Raw genomic sequence first — 13,992 nt, forward strand, 5'->3', positions numbered from 1 at the left:
CCTTCAGAACCCCTGCCAAGGCGCAAACCGGAAAGGACATTGGAATGGCGCTTCCCGAATTTTCCCTGCGTCAGCTTCTTGAAGCTGGCGTCCATTACGGCCACCAGACGCAACGCTGGAATCCGCGCATGGCGGAATTCATCTATGGCGACCGCAACGGCATCCACATCGTCGATCTGACCCAGACCGTCCAGATGCTGGACGCCGCGCTGCAGGTCGTGCGCGACACCGTCGCCAAGGGCGGCCGCGTGCTGTTCGTCGGCACCAAGCGCCAGGCGCAGAAGCCGATCGCGGATGCGGCCGAACGCTCGGCCCAGTTTTACATGAACCACCGCTGGCTGGGCGGCACGCTGACCAACTGGAAGACCGTCAGCCAGTCGATCAACCGCCTCAAGGCCATCGACGAGACGATGGCCGGCGGCGCCGAAGGCATGACCAAGAAAGAGCGCCTGGGGCTGGAACGCGAACAGGCCAAGCTGCAGGCCAGCCTTGGCGGCATCCGCGACATGGGCGGCCTGCCGGATCTGCTGTTCGTCATCGACGTGAACAAGGAAGACCTGGCGATCCTCGAAGCGAAGAAGCTGGGGATCCCGGTCGTCGCCGTGGTCGATACCAATTGCTCGCCCGACGGCGTGGATTATATCATTCCGGGCAACGACGATGCGGCCCGCGCCATCGCGCTGTATTGCGATCTGGCCAGCCGTGCGGCGCTGGACGGCATGACCGCGCAGATGGGTGCCGCCGGTGTCGATCTGGGCGCCCTGTCCGAAACGCCCGACGAGGCGCTGAACGAGGGCGAGGCCGAGGCGAAAGCCGACGAGCAGGCGACGGCCGACGCCTGATCGATCCGGCCCGTCCGGACCCCGGATGCATTTACGGAAACGTCGTCAGGCGGGGATATGCCCCGCCTGACGTGTTGATCAAAGGAGACGGATCATGGCTATCACCGCCGCGATGGTGAAGGAACTGCGCGAGACCACCGGCGCAGGGATGATGGACGCCAAGAAGGCGCTGACCGAGACCGATGGCGACATGCAGGCCGCGCAGGACTGGCTGCGGACCAAGGGCCTGGCCAAGGCCGCGAAGAAATCCGGTCGCGTCGCGGCCGAGGGTCTGGTCGCCGTGGCCGTCAGGAACGGCAAGGGCGTCGCTGTAGAGGTGAATTCCGAGACCGACTTCGTCGGCAAGAACGAGGAATTCCAGCGCATGGTCCGCAAGATCGCCGAGGCCGGTCTGGACGTGCAGAATACCGAGGAACTGAACGCCGCCAGGATCGACGGCAAACCCGTCTCGGAGGTTCTGACCGACGCCATCGCCAAGATCGGCGAGAACATGACCCTGCGCCGCATGGTCAAGGTCGAAGCGCCGCTGGTCGTCTCTTACGTCCATAACGCCGCAGCCGAGGGGATGGGCAAGATCGGCGTTCTGGTCGGTCTGGACGGGGGCGACGAGGAAATCGGCCGCCAGATCGCGATGCATGTCGCCGCGACCTCACCCGCCTCGCTGAGCCAGGACGATCTGGATCCGGCCCTGGTGGAACGCGAGAAGTCCGTCCTGACCGAACAGGCCCGCGAATCGGGCAAGCCGGAAGCGGTGATCGAAAAGATGATCGTCGGCCGGATGGCCAAGTTCTTCGAGGAAGTGACGCTGCTGGGTCAGAAATTCGTCATCAATCCCGATGTCACGGTCGAACAGGCGGCCAAGGACGCCGGTGCCAGGATCGTGGGCTTTGCCCGCGTCGCGGTCGGCGAAGGCATCGAGAAGAAGGAAGAGGATTTCGCGGCCGAGGTCGCCAAGACCCTGGGCGGCGCCTGATCCGTTCCCTGCCGTTTTCTGCGAAGACGCCGGTCAGCGATGGCCGGCGTCTTTCGTCGTTTTGCGACATCGGCCGGGAACGCGCGACATCCGCCGACGACGACAAGACCGCCATCGGCAGATGCCCCCCGTTTCTGACGGGATGCGCGGCCCGGGCAACACTCGGACCCTTGCGCAGGTTCCTGACACATTCTGTGTCACCACTCACGGAACGTCACGATTCAAGGCCGATTTGCCGCAAAGAGAAAGTCAGGCAAACCCTACCCCTATTGGCCTATCCTCACGTGAACGGGTTCAGGTCTTGGCCGTGCGGGAAAATCTGGTGGGCCAGATGGGCGCGGAGGATGGCGTGGGCGGTCGTATCGGCCCCGATCGCCTGCCGCGCCAGACGCAGATGTTTTTCGACCGTGGCGGCCGCTACGCCCAGGATCGTGCCGATCTCGGCCACCGTCTTTCCGGCCGAACTCCATTCCAGAACCTCGCGCTGACGCTGCGTCAGGCGGGTTTCGACCAGCCGCCGGCCCAGCGTCGCCAGCCGAAGATGCAGGACCGAGGTCAGAATCCCGATCTCGCCGCGCGCGGATTGCCAGGCCGTTTCGGCGCGCTCGTGGCTGATCCCGCCGCCAGGGCACAGCAATACCGCGCCATGACTGCGCGGCACCCTGTTCCTGAGGCTGATGACTCGACCCGCCTCGACGCCGTGATCCATCGCCAGACGGATCGCAGGGTGGATTTCCGCGGCCCCGTCTTCATGCCCCAGGCACGCATCCCGCAACGAGGCATTGCCGGAATTCTGCAGCGCCCAGACCGCCCAGGGCGCGGTGGCCAGCAGCCCCCCGGCGCCTAGCCGTGCGACAAAGCCGTCGGGGAAATTGCCGAACAGGATCGGCTCTTCGCGCAGCACGGCGGCGGGAAGCGACAGCAGGAAGCGCGCGATATAGAGACCGTGTTGAAAACCGTGTTCGCGCAAAGCCGAAAGATAGGCATCGCTTGCCTCGGGCACCGATCGGGCATTGGCGACACGATCAAGATAATTGATCGACATAAATCACTAAACCGAAATAAATTCTTCATTTCGGCGATAGAAATGCAGAATCACGGTGATGCCAAGAAGAATTCGCCCGCCCGACCGCCCTCTTGCCGGTCCGACAAGGGCCGTTCCGCGACCTCTGCTGCCGGCTGGACCTTTGCCGCGCGGATATGCAAAGAGGCGGTGACGGGTAAAACGGCAGGCCGGGGACATGGCGTTCATCATTGCGATCGACGGGCCGGCGGCCTCGGGGAAGGGGACGATCGGGCGGGCGCTGGCCGCCGATCTGGGCTTTCATCATCTTGATACCGGGCTGCTCTACCGGGCGACCGGGGTGAAGGGCGGCGATCCGGTCGCAGCGGCCCGCGGGCTGGTCGCAGCGGATCTGGCACGCGACGATCTGCGCAGCGCCGAGGCCGGTCAGGCCGCCAGCCGCGTCGCGGCGATCCCCGAGGTCCGCGCGGCCCTGATCGATTTCCAGCGCCGCTTCGCGATGCGCGAACCCGGCGCGGTGCTGGACGGGCGCGATATCGGCACGGTGATCTGCCCGCAGGCGGATCTGAAATTGTATGTCGTCGCCTCGGACCAGGTGCGGGCCATGCGCCGGGCGTCCGAACTGGGCGCCGACCCGGCCGAGATGCTGGCCCAGTTGCAGGAACGCGACCGCCGTGACAGCCAGCGCGCCAGCGCACCGCTGCGGCCGGCCGATGACGCGGTAGTGCTGGACACGACCGATCTGACCATCGAACAGGCGGTCGCCGCGGCTCTGTCAGCCGTCGGCCGGCGTCGCGCCACCTAGCCCCGCTTGCGCGCCGCGCCGCGATGCGCAAGGATCCCCGGGCATCACGAGGAGGGTCCGATGAACATCGCCGCGCGCAATCCCGATTCCGTCATCGACGGTGTGTTCATAGACAACGAATGGCGCCCCTCGGCCAGCGGCGAGACGCTGCCGGTGATCGACCCCGCCACCGGCGAGGCATTCAGCCGCATCGCCTCGGGCAATGCGGCCGATATCGACACCGCCGTCGCCGCCGCGCGACGTGCGCGCAATGGCGCATGGGGCGCGTTGAGCGCGACCGAGCGCGGCCGCATCCTGTCGCGCGCCGCCGCCCTGGTTGCCGGGGCGGCCGGGGATCTGGCGGCGCTGGAGGCGCGCGATACCGGCAAACCCATCTCGCAGGCGCGCGCCGATATCGCGGCGACGGCACGTTATCTGGAATTTTACGGCGGCGCGGCGGACAAGTTGCATGGCGACACGATTCCCTTCCTGCCCGGCCATTTCGTGACCACCGAATACGTGCCCTTCGGCGTGACCGGACATATCATCCCATGGAATTATCCGGCGCAGATGTTCGGCCGCACCATCGCCGCTGCGCTGGCGATGGGCAATGCCTGCGTGCTGAAACCGGCCGAGGATGCCTGCCTGACGCCGCTGCGCCTGGCCCAGATCCTGTGCGATGCGGGGCTGCCCGCCGGGGCGCTGAACTGCGTGCCGGGACGCGGTGATCGGGCCGGGGCGGCGCTGGCCGCGCACCGCGGCATCGACTTCATCAGCTTCACCGGCAGCCCCGAGGTGGGCGCGGCGGTCCAGCAGGCGGCGGCCGGCCACCATATCGGCTGCACGCTGGAACTGGGCGGCAAATCGCCTCAGATCCTGTTCGACGATGCCGATCTGGACCATGCCATGCCGGTGGTCCTGAAGGCGATCACCCAGAATGCGGGACAGACCTGTTCGGCCGGGGCGCGGCTTCTGGTTCAGGACGGCATCGCCGAGGCGGTGACGGAACGCCTGCGTCGCGATTTTCCCGCCCTGACCGCAGCCCCGCAGGATGCGGATCGCGATCTCGGGCCGCTGATCTCGCCGAAACAGATGCAGCGGGTCCGCCGCTTTTGCGATCGCGCCGATGCCGATGGCATCCCGCTGATCGCCGAGGGCCGGATCGATCCGCAGGCCGCGCGGGACGGCAATTTCGTCGCCCCCCGCGCCTACGGCCCGGTTCCGCGCGATCACCCGCTGGCGCAGCAGGAGGTGTTTGGCCCGATCCTGTCGTTGATGACCTTTTCCGACGAAGCCGATGCAATCGCCCTTGCCAACGATACCGATTACGGCCTTGTCGCCGGGGTGTGGTCGCGCGATGGCAGCCGCGCCATCCGAGTCGCCCGGCAGATCATGGTCGGGCAGGTCTTCGTGAACGCCTATGGCGCGGGCGGCGGGATCGAGTTGCCGTTCGGCGGCATGAAGAAATCAGGCCATGGCCGCGAAAAGGGGTTCGATGCGCTCTACGAATTTGCCGCGACCCGGACCATGGTGATCCGCCACGACTAGGGGTCGGCGTCGGCACCACCGCCGGGTGCGCGGCTTGGACGCCGAATCCCGGCGCCCGCAGCGACAACCCGGCGCGCGCTGGCGCGCCGGGCACGTGATCACCGCCAGCCGAGGGCAGGGGCCACGTGTTTCAGAATCGCGTCGAGGACATGGACGTTGTATTCGACGCCCAGCATGTTCGGCACCGTCAGCAACAGCGTATCGGCCTCGGCGATGGCTTCGTCCTGGCGCAGCGCCTCGACCAGCCGATCCGGTTCATCCGCATAGGAGCGGCCGAAGACCGCGCGGAAATTGTCGATATTGCCGATCTGGTCGCTGTCCTTGCCGCCGCGTCCGAAATAGCGCCGGTCCATGTCGCTGACCAAGGCAAAGATCGAGCGGCTGACCGAAACGCGCGGGTCGCGCGCGTGTCCGGCCTCGATCCATGCCGCGCGATAGGCGCGGATCTGGCGGGCCTGCTGGACGTGGAACGGCTCGCCCCCTTCATCGACCTTCAGGGTCGAGCTTTGCAGGTTCATTCCCATCCGCGCGGCCCAGACCGCCGTCGCATCCGAGGCCGATCCCCACCAGATCCTGTCCCGCAACCCCTCGGAATGGGGTTCCAGGCGCAGCAGCCCGGGTGGATTGGGAAACATCGGGCGCGGATTGGGGCGCGCAAAGCCCTTGCCTTCCAGCTGTTGCAGGAAGACCTCGGTATGGCGGCGGGCCATGTCCTGGTCGGTTTCCCCCTCGGCGGGCTGATAGCCGAAATGCCGCCAGCCCTCGATCACCTGTTCGGGCGAGCCGCGGCTGATCCCCAGTTGCAGCCGCCCGCCCGCGATCAGATCCGCCGAGCCGGCATCCTCGACCATATAAAGCGGGTTTTCATAGCGCATGTCGATCACGCCGGTGCCGATCTCGATCGTCGATGTCCGCGCACCGATCGCAGCCAGCAGCGGAAAGGGCGAGGCCAGTTGCCGCGCATAATGGTGGACGCGAAAATAGGCCCCGTCGAGGCCCAGTTTTTCCGCCTCGACGGCCAGATCGATGGATTGCAGCAGGACATCGCTGGCCGAACGCACCTGCGAGCCGGGCTCGGGCGCCCAATGCCCGAAGGACAGGAAACCGATCTTTTTCATGGATAATCCTTTCTCGCGACCGTCATGCCGCGCGCTTCTGCCGGCAGATATGGTCGGCCTGCGCGGCAGGCAATGCCGGTTCGCGCACATCGGCTGTGCGCTGTCGCAGGGGCTTCATTTCCAGCGCCGGTGCACCCAGAACCATTGATCCATATGCCGGCGGACCAGCATTTCCAGATCGTCATTCAGGGCCTGCATCATCCGGTCCGGAGCGGCCTTTTCCAGCGGTTCGCCAACATGGACACGGAAGGACAGACCATCGGGCTGCCGGATACCGTGGACCGGCAGGATCAGCGCGTCATAGCGGATCGCCAACTCGGCCGGGGTCAGCACGGTCCTGGCCGGCAGGTCGAAGAAGCGCAGTTCCGGCGCGTGCCGGTCATGTTGGTCAAAGCCCAGGGCCAGCCAGCCGCCGCCCTTGAGAAAGCGCAGCATCGCGGCCAGCCCGCCACGCCCGCGCGGAAACAGCGGTTCGGCGATGGCGCTGATGGTGGGCACATAGTGACGGTTGAACGCATCGTTGTTCATCGGGCGATAAAGCGCGCCGACCGGCCAGCCGCGACCGGCGAGGGCGGCGCGCATGGCGTCGTAATTGCCGAAATGCGCGCAGGCGATGATGACCGGTCGCCCGGTCTCGAACGCCGTCTCCAGCGCCGGCAGGCCCGGACCCTCCAGCGGATCCGAGGCGCGTATCCGGGCAGTGAAGGCGTCGCCGGAATAGATCTCGGCCAGCGACCGGCCGGTGTTCTCCGGCACGGCCCGGACCAGGATTTCGACCGCCTCGTGATCCAGATCGGGCCTGGCCAGCGCCAGATTGTCGCGAATCCGCCGCCGCCAGCCCGCGACCGGGGCCAGAAGATGGGCGAACACCCAGCCCATCACCGGTATCCTGCGATCATAGGGCAGCAGCCGCGCCGCCGCCATCACCGCCAGAAAGGCGGCGTTCGCCAGGCGGTCGGTGAAGGATGTCCTGTCGTCGTCGCTCATCGGTCCTTCCGGGCGGCACCGGCCTCGCGCGACCAGACGTAGAGGCCCGCGCCGACGATAAGCGCAGCGCCCGCGACGGTCCAGCGATCCGGCAATTGTCCGAAGAACAGCCAGCCCCAGAATCCCGCCCAGACAAGACCGGTATAGCCGAACGGAGCCAGAACGCCGGCCTCGGCAACGGTGAAGGCACGCACCAGGAAATACTGGCTGGCGGTGCCGAACAGCGCCAGCGCCGCGAAGGCCGACAGATCGCCCGCCGCGACCGGAAGCCAGAAGAACGGCACCAGCGCCGAGGTCGCCACCGTGCCCAGAACCGCCGACCACAGCACCGAGGTCGCCACCGAATCCGCCCGGACGATCCTTGTCAGCAGCGCCCCCGCCGCATAGGTGAAGGCACCGGCCAGCGGCAGCAGGGCCGCGGGCTGGAACACGCCAAGGCCCGGCCGGATGATGATCAGCGCCCCGATCAGCGCCGCAGCGATGCCGGCGATCCGGCGCGGCCCGATCGCCTCGCCCAGAAACAGCGCCGCACCCAGCGTGATCAGGACCGGGTTCAGATCCATGATCGCCGTCGCCTCGGCCAGCCCGATGAATTGCAGCGCGGTGAAGAACAACCCGACCGAGGCAAGCTGCATCCCCGCGCGCGCCAGTTGCAGGCCCGGCTGGCGCGACCGCATCAAAACGAAGACCCGTCCGCGAAAGATCGCCAGAAAGATCAGAAGATTTCCCAGAAATCGTGCCCAGACGATCTGTGCCGGAGGATAGGTTCGGGTCAGATGCTTGGCGGTCGCGTCCATCAGCGTGAAACCGATGATCGCGGCCAGAAGAAAGACGATTCCCGCCGTCTGTGCGGGCCGCGGCTGGCGAGGGCCGTCACGTTCGCGCGCCATCAGCGCGAAGGCCCGCGCCAGGACTCGCATCAGCTGTGGGCGTCATGGGTATTTGAGCAACGAAGAAGCGGCGGCTTCTCTGTTGTCCAAATACCCTCGCCGAAGGCGAAATGTCGCCTCACAGCATCGCCTTCACCCTGGCCACGACATTGTCGGCGGTGATCCCGAATTCCTTGTAGAGCGCGGGTGCGGGCCCCGAGGCGCCAAAGCCCGTCATGCCGACGAAATCTGATTTCTCCTCGCGGCCACGTTCGCCCAGCAGCAGCCAGTCCCAGGGCTGGCGCACCGCGGCCTCGATCGCGACGCGCACGGTGCCGGCCGGCAGAACCTCTTCGCGATAGGCGGAGGGTTGATCGCGGAACAATTCCATCGAGGGAACCGAGACGACGCGGGCGGGTGTGCCCTCGGCCTCCAGCGTGTCGCGGGCGGTCGCCGCGATCTCGACCTCGGAGCCCGATGCCATCAGCACCACCGCGGGTTTCCCGCCCGAGGCCTCGCGCAGCACATAGGCCCCCCTGGCCGACAGGTTCTCGTCCTGATGGCTGGTGCGCAGGGCCTGAAGTCCCTGCCGCGACAGCGCCATGATCGTGGGGCGGGCGGTCTGCGTCAGGGCCAGTTCCCAGGCCTCCGCGGTCTCGACCTGATCGCAGGGTCGCAGGGTCAGGATGTTCGGCGTCGCGCGCGCGATGGCCAGATGTTCGACCGGCTGGTGGGTCGGCCCGTCCTCGCCCAGGCCGATGCTGTCATGGGTCATGACATAGATGACGGGCAGGCCCATCAGCGCCGACAGGCGGATCGCGCCGCGGGCGTAATCGGTGAAGGTCAGGAAGGTGCCGCCATAGGGGCGAAAGCCACCATGCAGCCAGATCCCGTTCATCGCCGCCGCCATGCCGTGCTCGCGGATGCCGTAGTGGATATAGCGGCCCATCCGGTCTTCGGGTCCGAAGATGCCCAGATCGGGGGTGCGGGTGTTGTTCGAGCCGGTCAGGTCGGCCGAGCCGCCGAAATTCTCGGGCATGTGCGGGTTCAGCACCTCGAGCACGTTCTCGCTGGCCTTGCGGGTGGCAATCTTGGGCTTGCTTTCGGCCGCCTGCGTCTTCAGCGCCACGATGGTCGGCACCAGGTGCGGATTGGCGCCGTTCCCGGTCCGGCGGCGGAATTCCTCGCGGTTGTCGGATGCGAGGGCTTCGACGCGGTCTTCCCAGGCCTTGCGCGCCTTGCCGCCCCGCGCGCCGATCTCGCGCCAGTCGGACAGGATGTCGTCGGGGATCTCGAAGGCCGGCGCGGTCCAGCCAAGGGCGCGGCGGACGGCCTCGATTTCCTCGGCGCCGAGGGGCGAGCCATGGGCCTTGGCGCTGTCGGACTTGTTGGGCGCGCCAAAGCCGATGATGGTCTTGCAATCGACCAGGACCGGTCGGCCGTCATCCGTGGCGGCCTTGGACAGGGCGCGTTCGATATCGGCGACATCGTGTCCATCGCAGGACAGCACGCGCCAGCCCGAAGCCTCGAACCGGGCACGTTGATCGGTTCTGTCGGACAGGCTGACCCGGCCGTCGATGGTGATGTCGTTGTTGTCCCACAGCACGATCAGCCGACCCAGCCTCTGCGCGCCGGCAAGCGCCACCGCCTCCTGGCTGATCCCTTCCATCAGGCAGCCGTCGCCGGCGATGACCCAGGTGCGGTGATCGCATAATTCGGCGCCGAATTCCGCGCGCATCGCCTCTTCGGCCATGGCCATGCCGACGGCGGTGGCCAGGCCCTGGCCCAGCGGGCCGGTCGTCGTCTCGATCCCGGTTGCGTGGCCGTATTCGGGATGACCCGCGGTGATCGAGCCCAGCTGGCGGAAATTGCGGATCTGATCCATCGTCATGTCGGCATAGCCGGTCAGGTGCAGCAGCGCGTAGAGCAGCATCGAACCATGGCCGGCCGACAGCACGAAACGATCGCGGTCGAACCAGTGCGGATCCGAGGCGTCGAATGTCAGGTGCTTGCGAAACAGCACTGTCGCGACATCCGCCATGCCCATCGGCATTCCGGGGTGGCCGGAACTGGCGGCCTCGACCGCGTCCATCGCCAGGACGCGGATCGCGCTGGCCAGTTTCCAGTGCTGCGGGTCGGCTTCGCGGCGGGCTTCGATATCCATGGCTTTCCCTCCGGGGGCAAATGACTGTTCCCGTTCTGTTAGGGGCGATGCGGTCCTGTTGCAAGCCGTGCGGCGCAGGCCCGGGTCACCGGCTCATGAACGCGAAACCAGATGCGTGTTGCGGTGCGTTTGACGAGGGCAAGGAAATTGTCATCGTGTTTCTCGAATCCGGTCGCGATGGCCCGGCAATGCTTGCGTTTCGACAAGAACCGTTCGATCCGGTCGCGTCCTCGGCGGGCGTCGCGGTCGAGGACGGCAAGAGCGGCCTGGTCGTCGACCTTTAGAACTCTGTCAGTTCGTCGCAACGCTGGGACCGGCTGCTTTCCTCTTTCACAGAAAGAAAACCGCGTTCGTCATGGATGGGTGCGTGCACTAGTCGGTCACGACCCGAAAGCCGGCCCGCCGTTCCTCGGGTGTCGCTGTGCGGCCTGGATCGGGCAGGGGCGCGGCAGGGGCGCCCTTCGCATCGCCCCGCCGCCGTTTTGGCGTATCCATGCCATCAAAGCGCGATGGCGGCTCGGAAAAGCCCGAAGGCGATGGCGCGACGGTCGTGCCCCCCTCGATGATCGGCAGCACCCTGTCCGCGACCAGATCGAAACGGCGCGGCGCCACACCGGTCTCGCCATCCGAGATCAGGCACCCCAGGGCCCGGGTCACATCGCCGAGATCGGATCTCAGCGGCAGCAGCAGCATCCTCGCGTTCAGTTCGGGCCGGGCATATTCACCCCTGGAATGCAGCGTCAGTTCGGCGATCTGCGGCGCCTTGAAGACCGATTCCAGCACATCCGACAGGCGTCCCCGGGAACTGGATTGCAGGAAGGCGCAGATCGGCATCCCGCGCACCTCCATTCCCATCAGGTCGATCAGGTGGCGGCCGGCAAGGCGCATCCGCGCGGCCCCGGGCGCGATCCGTTCAAGAATGAAGGCGTAGTCCAGGGCGCGGCTGATCCCGCGCGGCTCGACATCGCTGCGTGCGGGGATGGCGCGGCCGCGCCGCAGGCCGTGCCAGTAATCGCGCATCTCGGCGATGATGTGTCCGGGCTGCACCCGGTCGTAATCGGCCAGCCGCAGCAACTGGGCCGAACCGGATGCCGGATCGGGCCCGTCACGATCGCTGTTGCCCTTTTCGTCTGCCAACGGAAAACCCTCACATGTCACCTTGCACAGGGACCGGAAAACAATCGGTCCCGCTGTGATCCTATGTCAATCGCAGCACGCTTGCCGAGTCGATTCCTAACGAATGGTTAAGACTTTCCGCGCCGCGACGGGGCCGGGACTTGACCACGAAGGCGGGCTGGTTCATCCCCGGCGGCGACACAGGGATGCCACCGGGAAAGGGTGCCGATGGATCGAACGGGTTTGCTGATCATCCTGTCCTCTCCCTCGGGCGCGGGCAAATCGACGTTGGCGCGACGGCTGATGGAATGGGATCCGGCCCTGCGCTTTTCGGTCTCGGCCACGACCCGTGCGCCCCGGCCCGGCGAGATCGATGGTCAGCATTATCATTTCATCACGCCACGGGATTTCCAAGCCCTGGTCAGCCGCGGGCAGATGCTGGAACATGCCGAGGTTTTCGGCAATTTCTACGGCTCGCCCCGCGCGCCGGTCGAGGCGGCGATGAACGAGGGCCGCGACACGCTGTTCGACGTGGACTGGCAGGGCGGCCAGCAGATCCGCGCCTCGGCCCTGGGCGGGCATGTCGTGTCGATCTTCGTGCTGCCGCCCTCGTTGCCGGAACTGGAACGGAGGTTGCGCGCGCGCGGTCAGGACAGCGAGGCGGTGATCGCCGGCCGCATGGCCAAGAGCCGGGCCGAGATCAGCCATTGGGCCGAATATGACTATGTTCTGGTCAATGACGATCTTGACCGGACCGAGGCACATCTGCGCGCGATCCTGACCGCCGAGCGTCTGCGCCGGGATCGGCAGGGCGGCCTTGGGGCCTTCGTGAAGCGGCTGATGGAGGGGTAGGGCGCATGATCTGGGAACTGGACGGAATCGCACCGCGACTGGACGGCGACGCCTGGGCCGCCCCCGACGCGCAGTTGATCGGGCGGGTGGTGCTGGAACCGGGTGCATCGGTCTGGTGGGGCGCGGTTCTGCGCGGCGACAACGAGGAAATCCGGCTGGGTCGCGGATCGAACCTTCAGGATCTCTGCGTCTGTCACACCGATCCGGGTCATCCGCTGGTCGTCGGGCCAAATTGCACCATCGGCCACCGCGCGATCCTGCATGGCTGCACCATCGGCGCGGGCGCGCTGGTCGGGATGGGCGCGACCATCCTGAACGGCGCGGTGATCGGGGCGGGGGCGCTGATCGGCGCGGGGGCGCTGATCGGCGAGGGAAAGCAGATCCCGGCGGGCGCGCTGGTCATGGGCGCGCCGGGCCGGGTGGTGCGGATGCTGGACGAGGCGGCGCAGGCGGACCTGCTGCGCTCTGCGGCCCGTTATCGCGCCAATGCGGCGCGCTTCCGCGCCGGTCTGCGGCGGCTGGACTGAAGCTGCGATGACGCGCGAGGCGTGCAGGCGCGTGGCCGGGATCATGGACGGCATTCCGCTGCCGGTGCTGATCGTCGATGCGCAGGCCCGCATGATCGGCGCCAATCCCGCCGCCGAAGCGCTGTTCGGCCCGAATCTGCTGGACCGTCCCTTCGTCACCGTCATCCGCCATCCGGCCGTGCTTCAGGCGCTGGACCGGGTGCTGTCACCGGACCGCCACCCCGCGCCGCCGCCCGATCCCGTGCTGCCGACCCCGCCCGAGGGAGGGGCGGTCCTGCGCGCCCAGATTGCCGCCGACCGCCGCGATGTCGCCGCCGAGATCACCGTTTCGCGACTTGCCCCCTCGCTGGGTGCGGGCGCCGTCGTCGCCATCCTCGACCGCTCGGCCGCCGAAGAGGGGGAACAACTGCGCCGCGATTTCGTCGCCAATGTCAGCCACGAGTTGAAAACGCCGCTGACCGCGATGACCGGGTTCATCGAGACCCTGCGCGGCCCGGCGCGCAACGACGACAAGGCGCGCGCGCGGTTTCTGGACATCATGGAACGCGAGGCGGGACGGATGAACCGGCTGGTCGGCGATCTGTTGTCGCTGAGCCGGGTCCAGGCCGAGGAGCGCCGCCGTCCGCAGACCCTGGTCGATCTGCCGCTGCTGCTGCGCGGGGTGCTGGCGACGATGGGCCCGGCCGCCGAGGCCCTGGATGTGCGGGTCGAGGCAACGGGACTCGACGGCAGCCAGCGGCTTGCGGGGGATGCCGATCAGCTTGTGCAGGTGTTTCAGAACCTGGTCGAGAATGCGCTGAAATATGGCGGCGAGGGGGGGTATCTCGGCCTGCATCTGCGCCGCATCCCGCACGAGCCGATGCTGCGCGGTCCCGGCTGGGCGGTCGCGATCGAGGATCGCGGCGAGGGGATCGACGAGATCCATCTTCCGCGCCTGACCGAGCGGTTCTATCGCGTCGATACCCACCGTTCGCGGGCGCAGGGGGGGACGGGCCTCGGCCTCGCCATCGTCAAGCATATCGTGAACCGTCATCGCGGCCGCTTCCGGATCGAAAGCACGAAAGGCCAGGGAAGCCGCTTCACCGTGATCCTGCCGGAGGCGGGCGCGGCGTCGGGCGGGTCCGCGGGGGATTGAGGTCGCGTCCCGCGCGTCCCGCGCGGCTTCAAGGCCCAGCGGCAGCGACCGGG

14 protein-coding genes are annotated in these 13,992 nt (G+C 67.2%); 8 read left to right on the forward strand and 6 right to left on the reverse strand.

From position 1 onward, the window contains the following. Positions 1-44: 44 nt before the first annotated feature. Positions 45-842: a 30S ribosomal protein S2 gene (gene rpsB, locus B4L36_RS03615; protein ID WP_292952502.1), complete on the forward strand. Its 798-nt coding sequence runs from the start codon at positions 45-47 to the stop codon at positions 840-842. Positions 843-936: 94 nt separating this feature from the next. Beyond that, positions 937-1,815, forward strand: a complete 879-nt coding sequence (tsf, locus tag B4L36_RS03620) for a translation elongation factor Ts (protein ID WP_292952505.1) — start codon at positions 937-939, stop codon at positions 1,813-1,815. A 280-nt stretch (positions 1,816-2,095) separates the two neighbouring features. On the opposite strand, the gene B4L36_RS03625 is transcribed toward tsf, so the two are convergent. Then, entirely contained in the window at positions 2,096-2,860 is a 765-nt protein-coding gene (locus tag B4L36_RS03625; RefSeq protein WP_292952508.1) for a helix-turn-helix transcriptional regulator, read from the reverse strand. Positions 2,861-3,056: 196 nt separating this feature from the next. Here B4L36_RS03625 and B4L36_RS03630 point away from each other — a divergent pair, with 196 nt between their 5' ends. Together B4L36_RS03630 and B4L36_RS03635 are read left to right on the forward strand one after the other, a co-directional pair. Further along, a complete protein-coding gene (locus B4L36_RS03630) occupies positions 3,057-3,644 on the forward strand; it encodes a (d)CMP kinase (RefSeq protein ID WP_292952511.1) in 588 nt (195 codons plus the stop codon). Between the two features lie 60 nt (positions 3,645-3,704). Next, complete coding sequence (locus B4L36_RS03635; RefSeq protein ID WP_292952514.1) at positions 3,705-5,171, forward strand: aldehyde dehydrogenase family protein; 1,467 nt, start codon at positions 3,705-3,707, stop codon at positions 5,169-5,171. A 98-nt stretch (positions 5,172-5,269) separates the two neighbouring features. On the opposite strand, the gene B4L36_RS03640 is transcribed toward B4L36_RS03635, so the two are convergent. From B4L36_RS03640 to tkt, 4 genes are all read right to left on the reverse strand, one after another. After that, positions 5,270-6,289 carry an LLM class flavin-dependent oxidoreductase gene (locus B4L36_RS03640; protein WP_292952517.1) on the reverse strand — a complete coding sequence of 340 codons (1,020 nt, stop codon included), beginning with the start codon at positions 6,287-6,289 and terminating at the stop codon, positions 5,270-5,272. Between the two features lie 114 nt (positions 6,290-6,403). Beyond that, positions 6,404-7,276, reverse strand: coding sequence for a lysophospholipid acyltransferase family protein (locus B4L36_RS03645; protein WP_292952520.1), 873 nt, complete (start codon positions 7,274-7,276; stop codon positions 6,404-6,406). Beyond that, positions 7,273-8,196 carry a DMT family transporter gene (locus tag B4L36_RS03650; protein ID WP_292952523.1) on the reverse strand — a complete coding sequence of 308 codons (924 nt, stop codon included), beginning with the start codon at positions 8,194-8,196 and terminating at the stop codon, positions 7,273-7,275. Before B4L36_RS03650 ends, B4L36_RS03645 begins: the two co-directional genes overlap by 4 nt. 88 nt (positions 8,197-8,284) lie before the next feature. Next, complete coding sequence (tkt, locus tag B4L36_RS03655; protein ID WP_292952526.1) at positions 8,285-10,309, reverse strand: transketolase; 2,025 nt, start codon at positions 10,307-10,309, stop codon at positions 8,285-8,287. Positions 10,310-10,404: 95 nt separating this feature from the next. Here tkt and B4L36_RS03660 point away from each other — a divergent pair, with 95 nt between their 5' ends. After that, complete coding sequence (locus tag B4L36_RS03660; protein WP_292952529.1) at positions 10,405-10,593, forward strand: hypothetical protein; 189 nt, start codon at positions 10,405-10,407, stop codon at positions 10,591-10,593. Between the two features lie 88 nt (positions 10,594-10,681). Here B4L36_RS03660 and B4L36_RS03665 read toward each other — a convergent pair whose 3' ends face one another. Beyond that, on the reverse strand, positions 10,682-11,446 hold the full coding sequence (locus tag B4L36_RS03665) for a PAS domain-containing protein (protein ID WP_292952532.1): 765 nt from the start codon (positions 11,444-11,446) through the stop codon (positions 10,682-10,684). A 207-nt stretch (positions 11,447-11,653) separates the two neighbouring features. Here B4L36_RS03665 and gmk point away from each other — a divergent pair, with 207 nt between their 5' ends. From gmk to B4L36_RS03680, 3 genes are read left to right on the forward strand one after another with little or no spacing between them, the layout of a single operon-like run. Further along, on the forward strand, positions 11,654-12,277 hold the full coding sequence (gene gmk, locus B4L36_RS03670) for a guanylate kinase (RefSeq protein ID WP_292952535.1): 624 nt from the start codon (positions 11,654-11,656) through the stop codon (positions 12,275-12,277). Positions 12,278-12,282: 5 nt separating this feature from the next. Beyond that, entirely contained in the window at positions 12,283-12,804 is a 522-nt protein-coding gene (locus B4L36_RS03675) for a gamma carbonic anhydrase family protein (RefSeq protein WP_292952538.1), read from the forward strand. A gap of 7 nt (positions 12,805-12,811) precedes the next feature. Next, entirely contained in the window at positions 12,812-13,939 is a 1,128-nt protein-coding gene (locus B4L36_RS03680; protein ID WP_292952541.1) for an ATP-binding protein, read from the forward strand. Positions 13,940-13,992 lie beyond the last annotated feature (53 nt).

The organism is Paracoccus sp. UBA889, from assembly GCA_002294185.1.
Taxonomy (GTDB): Bacteria; Pseudomonadota; Alphaproteobacteria; order Rhodobacterales; family Rhodobacteraceae; genus Paracoccus.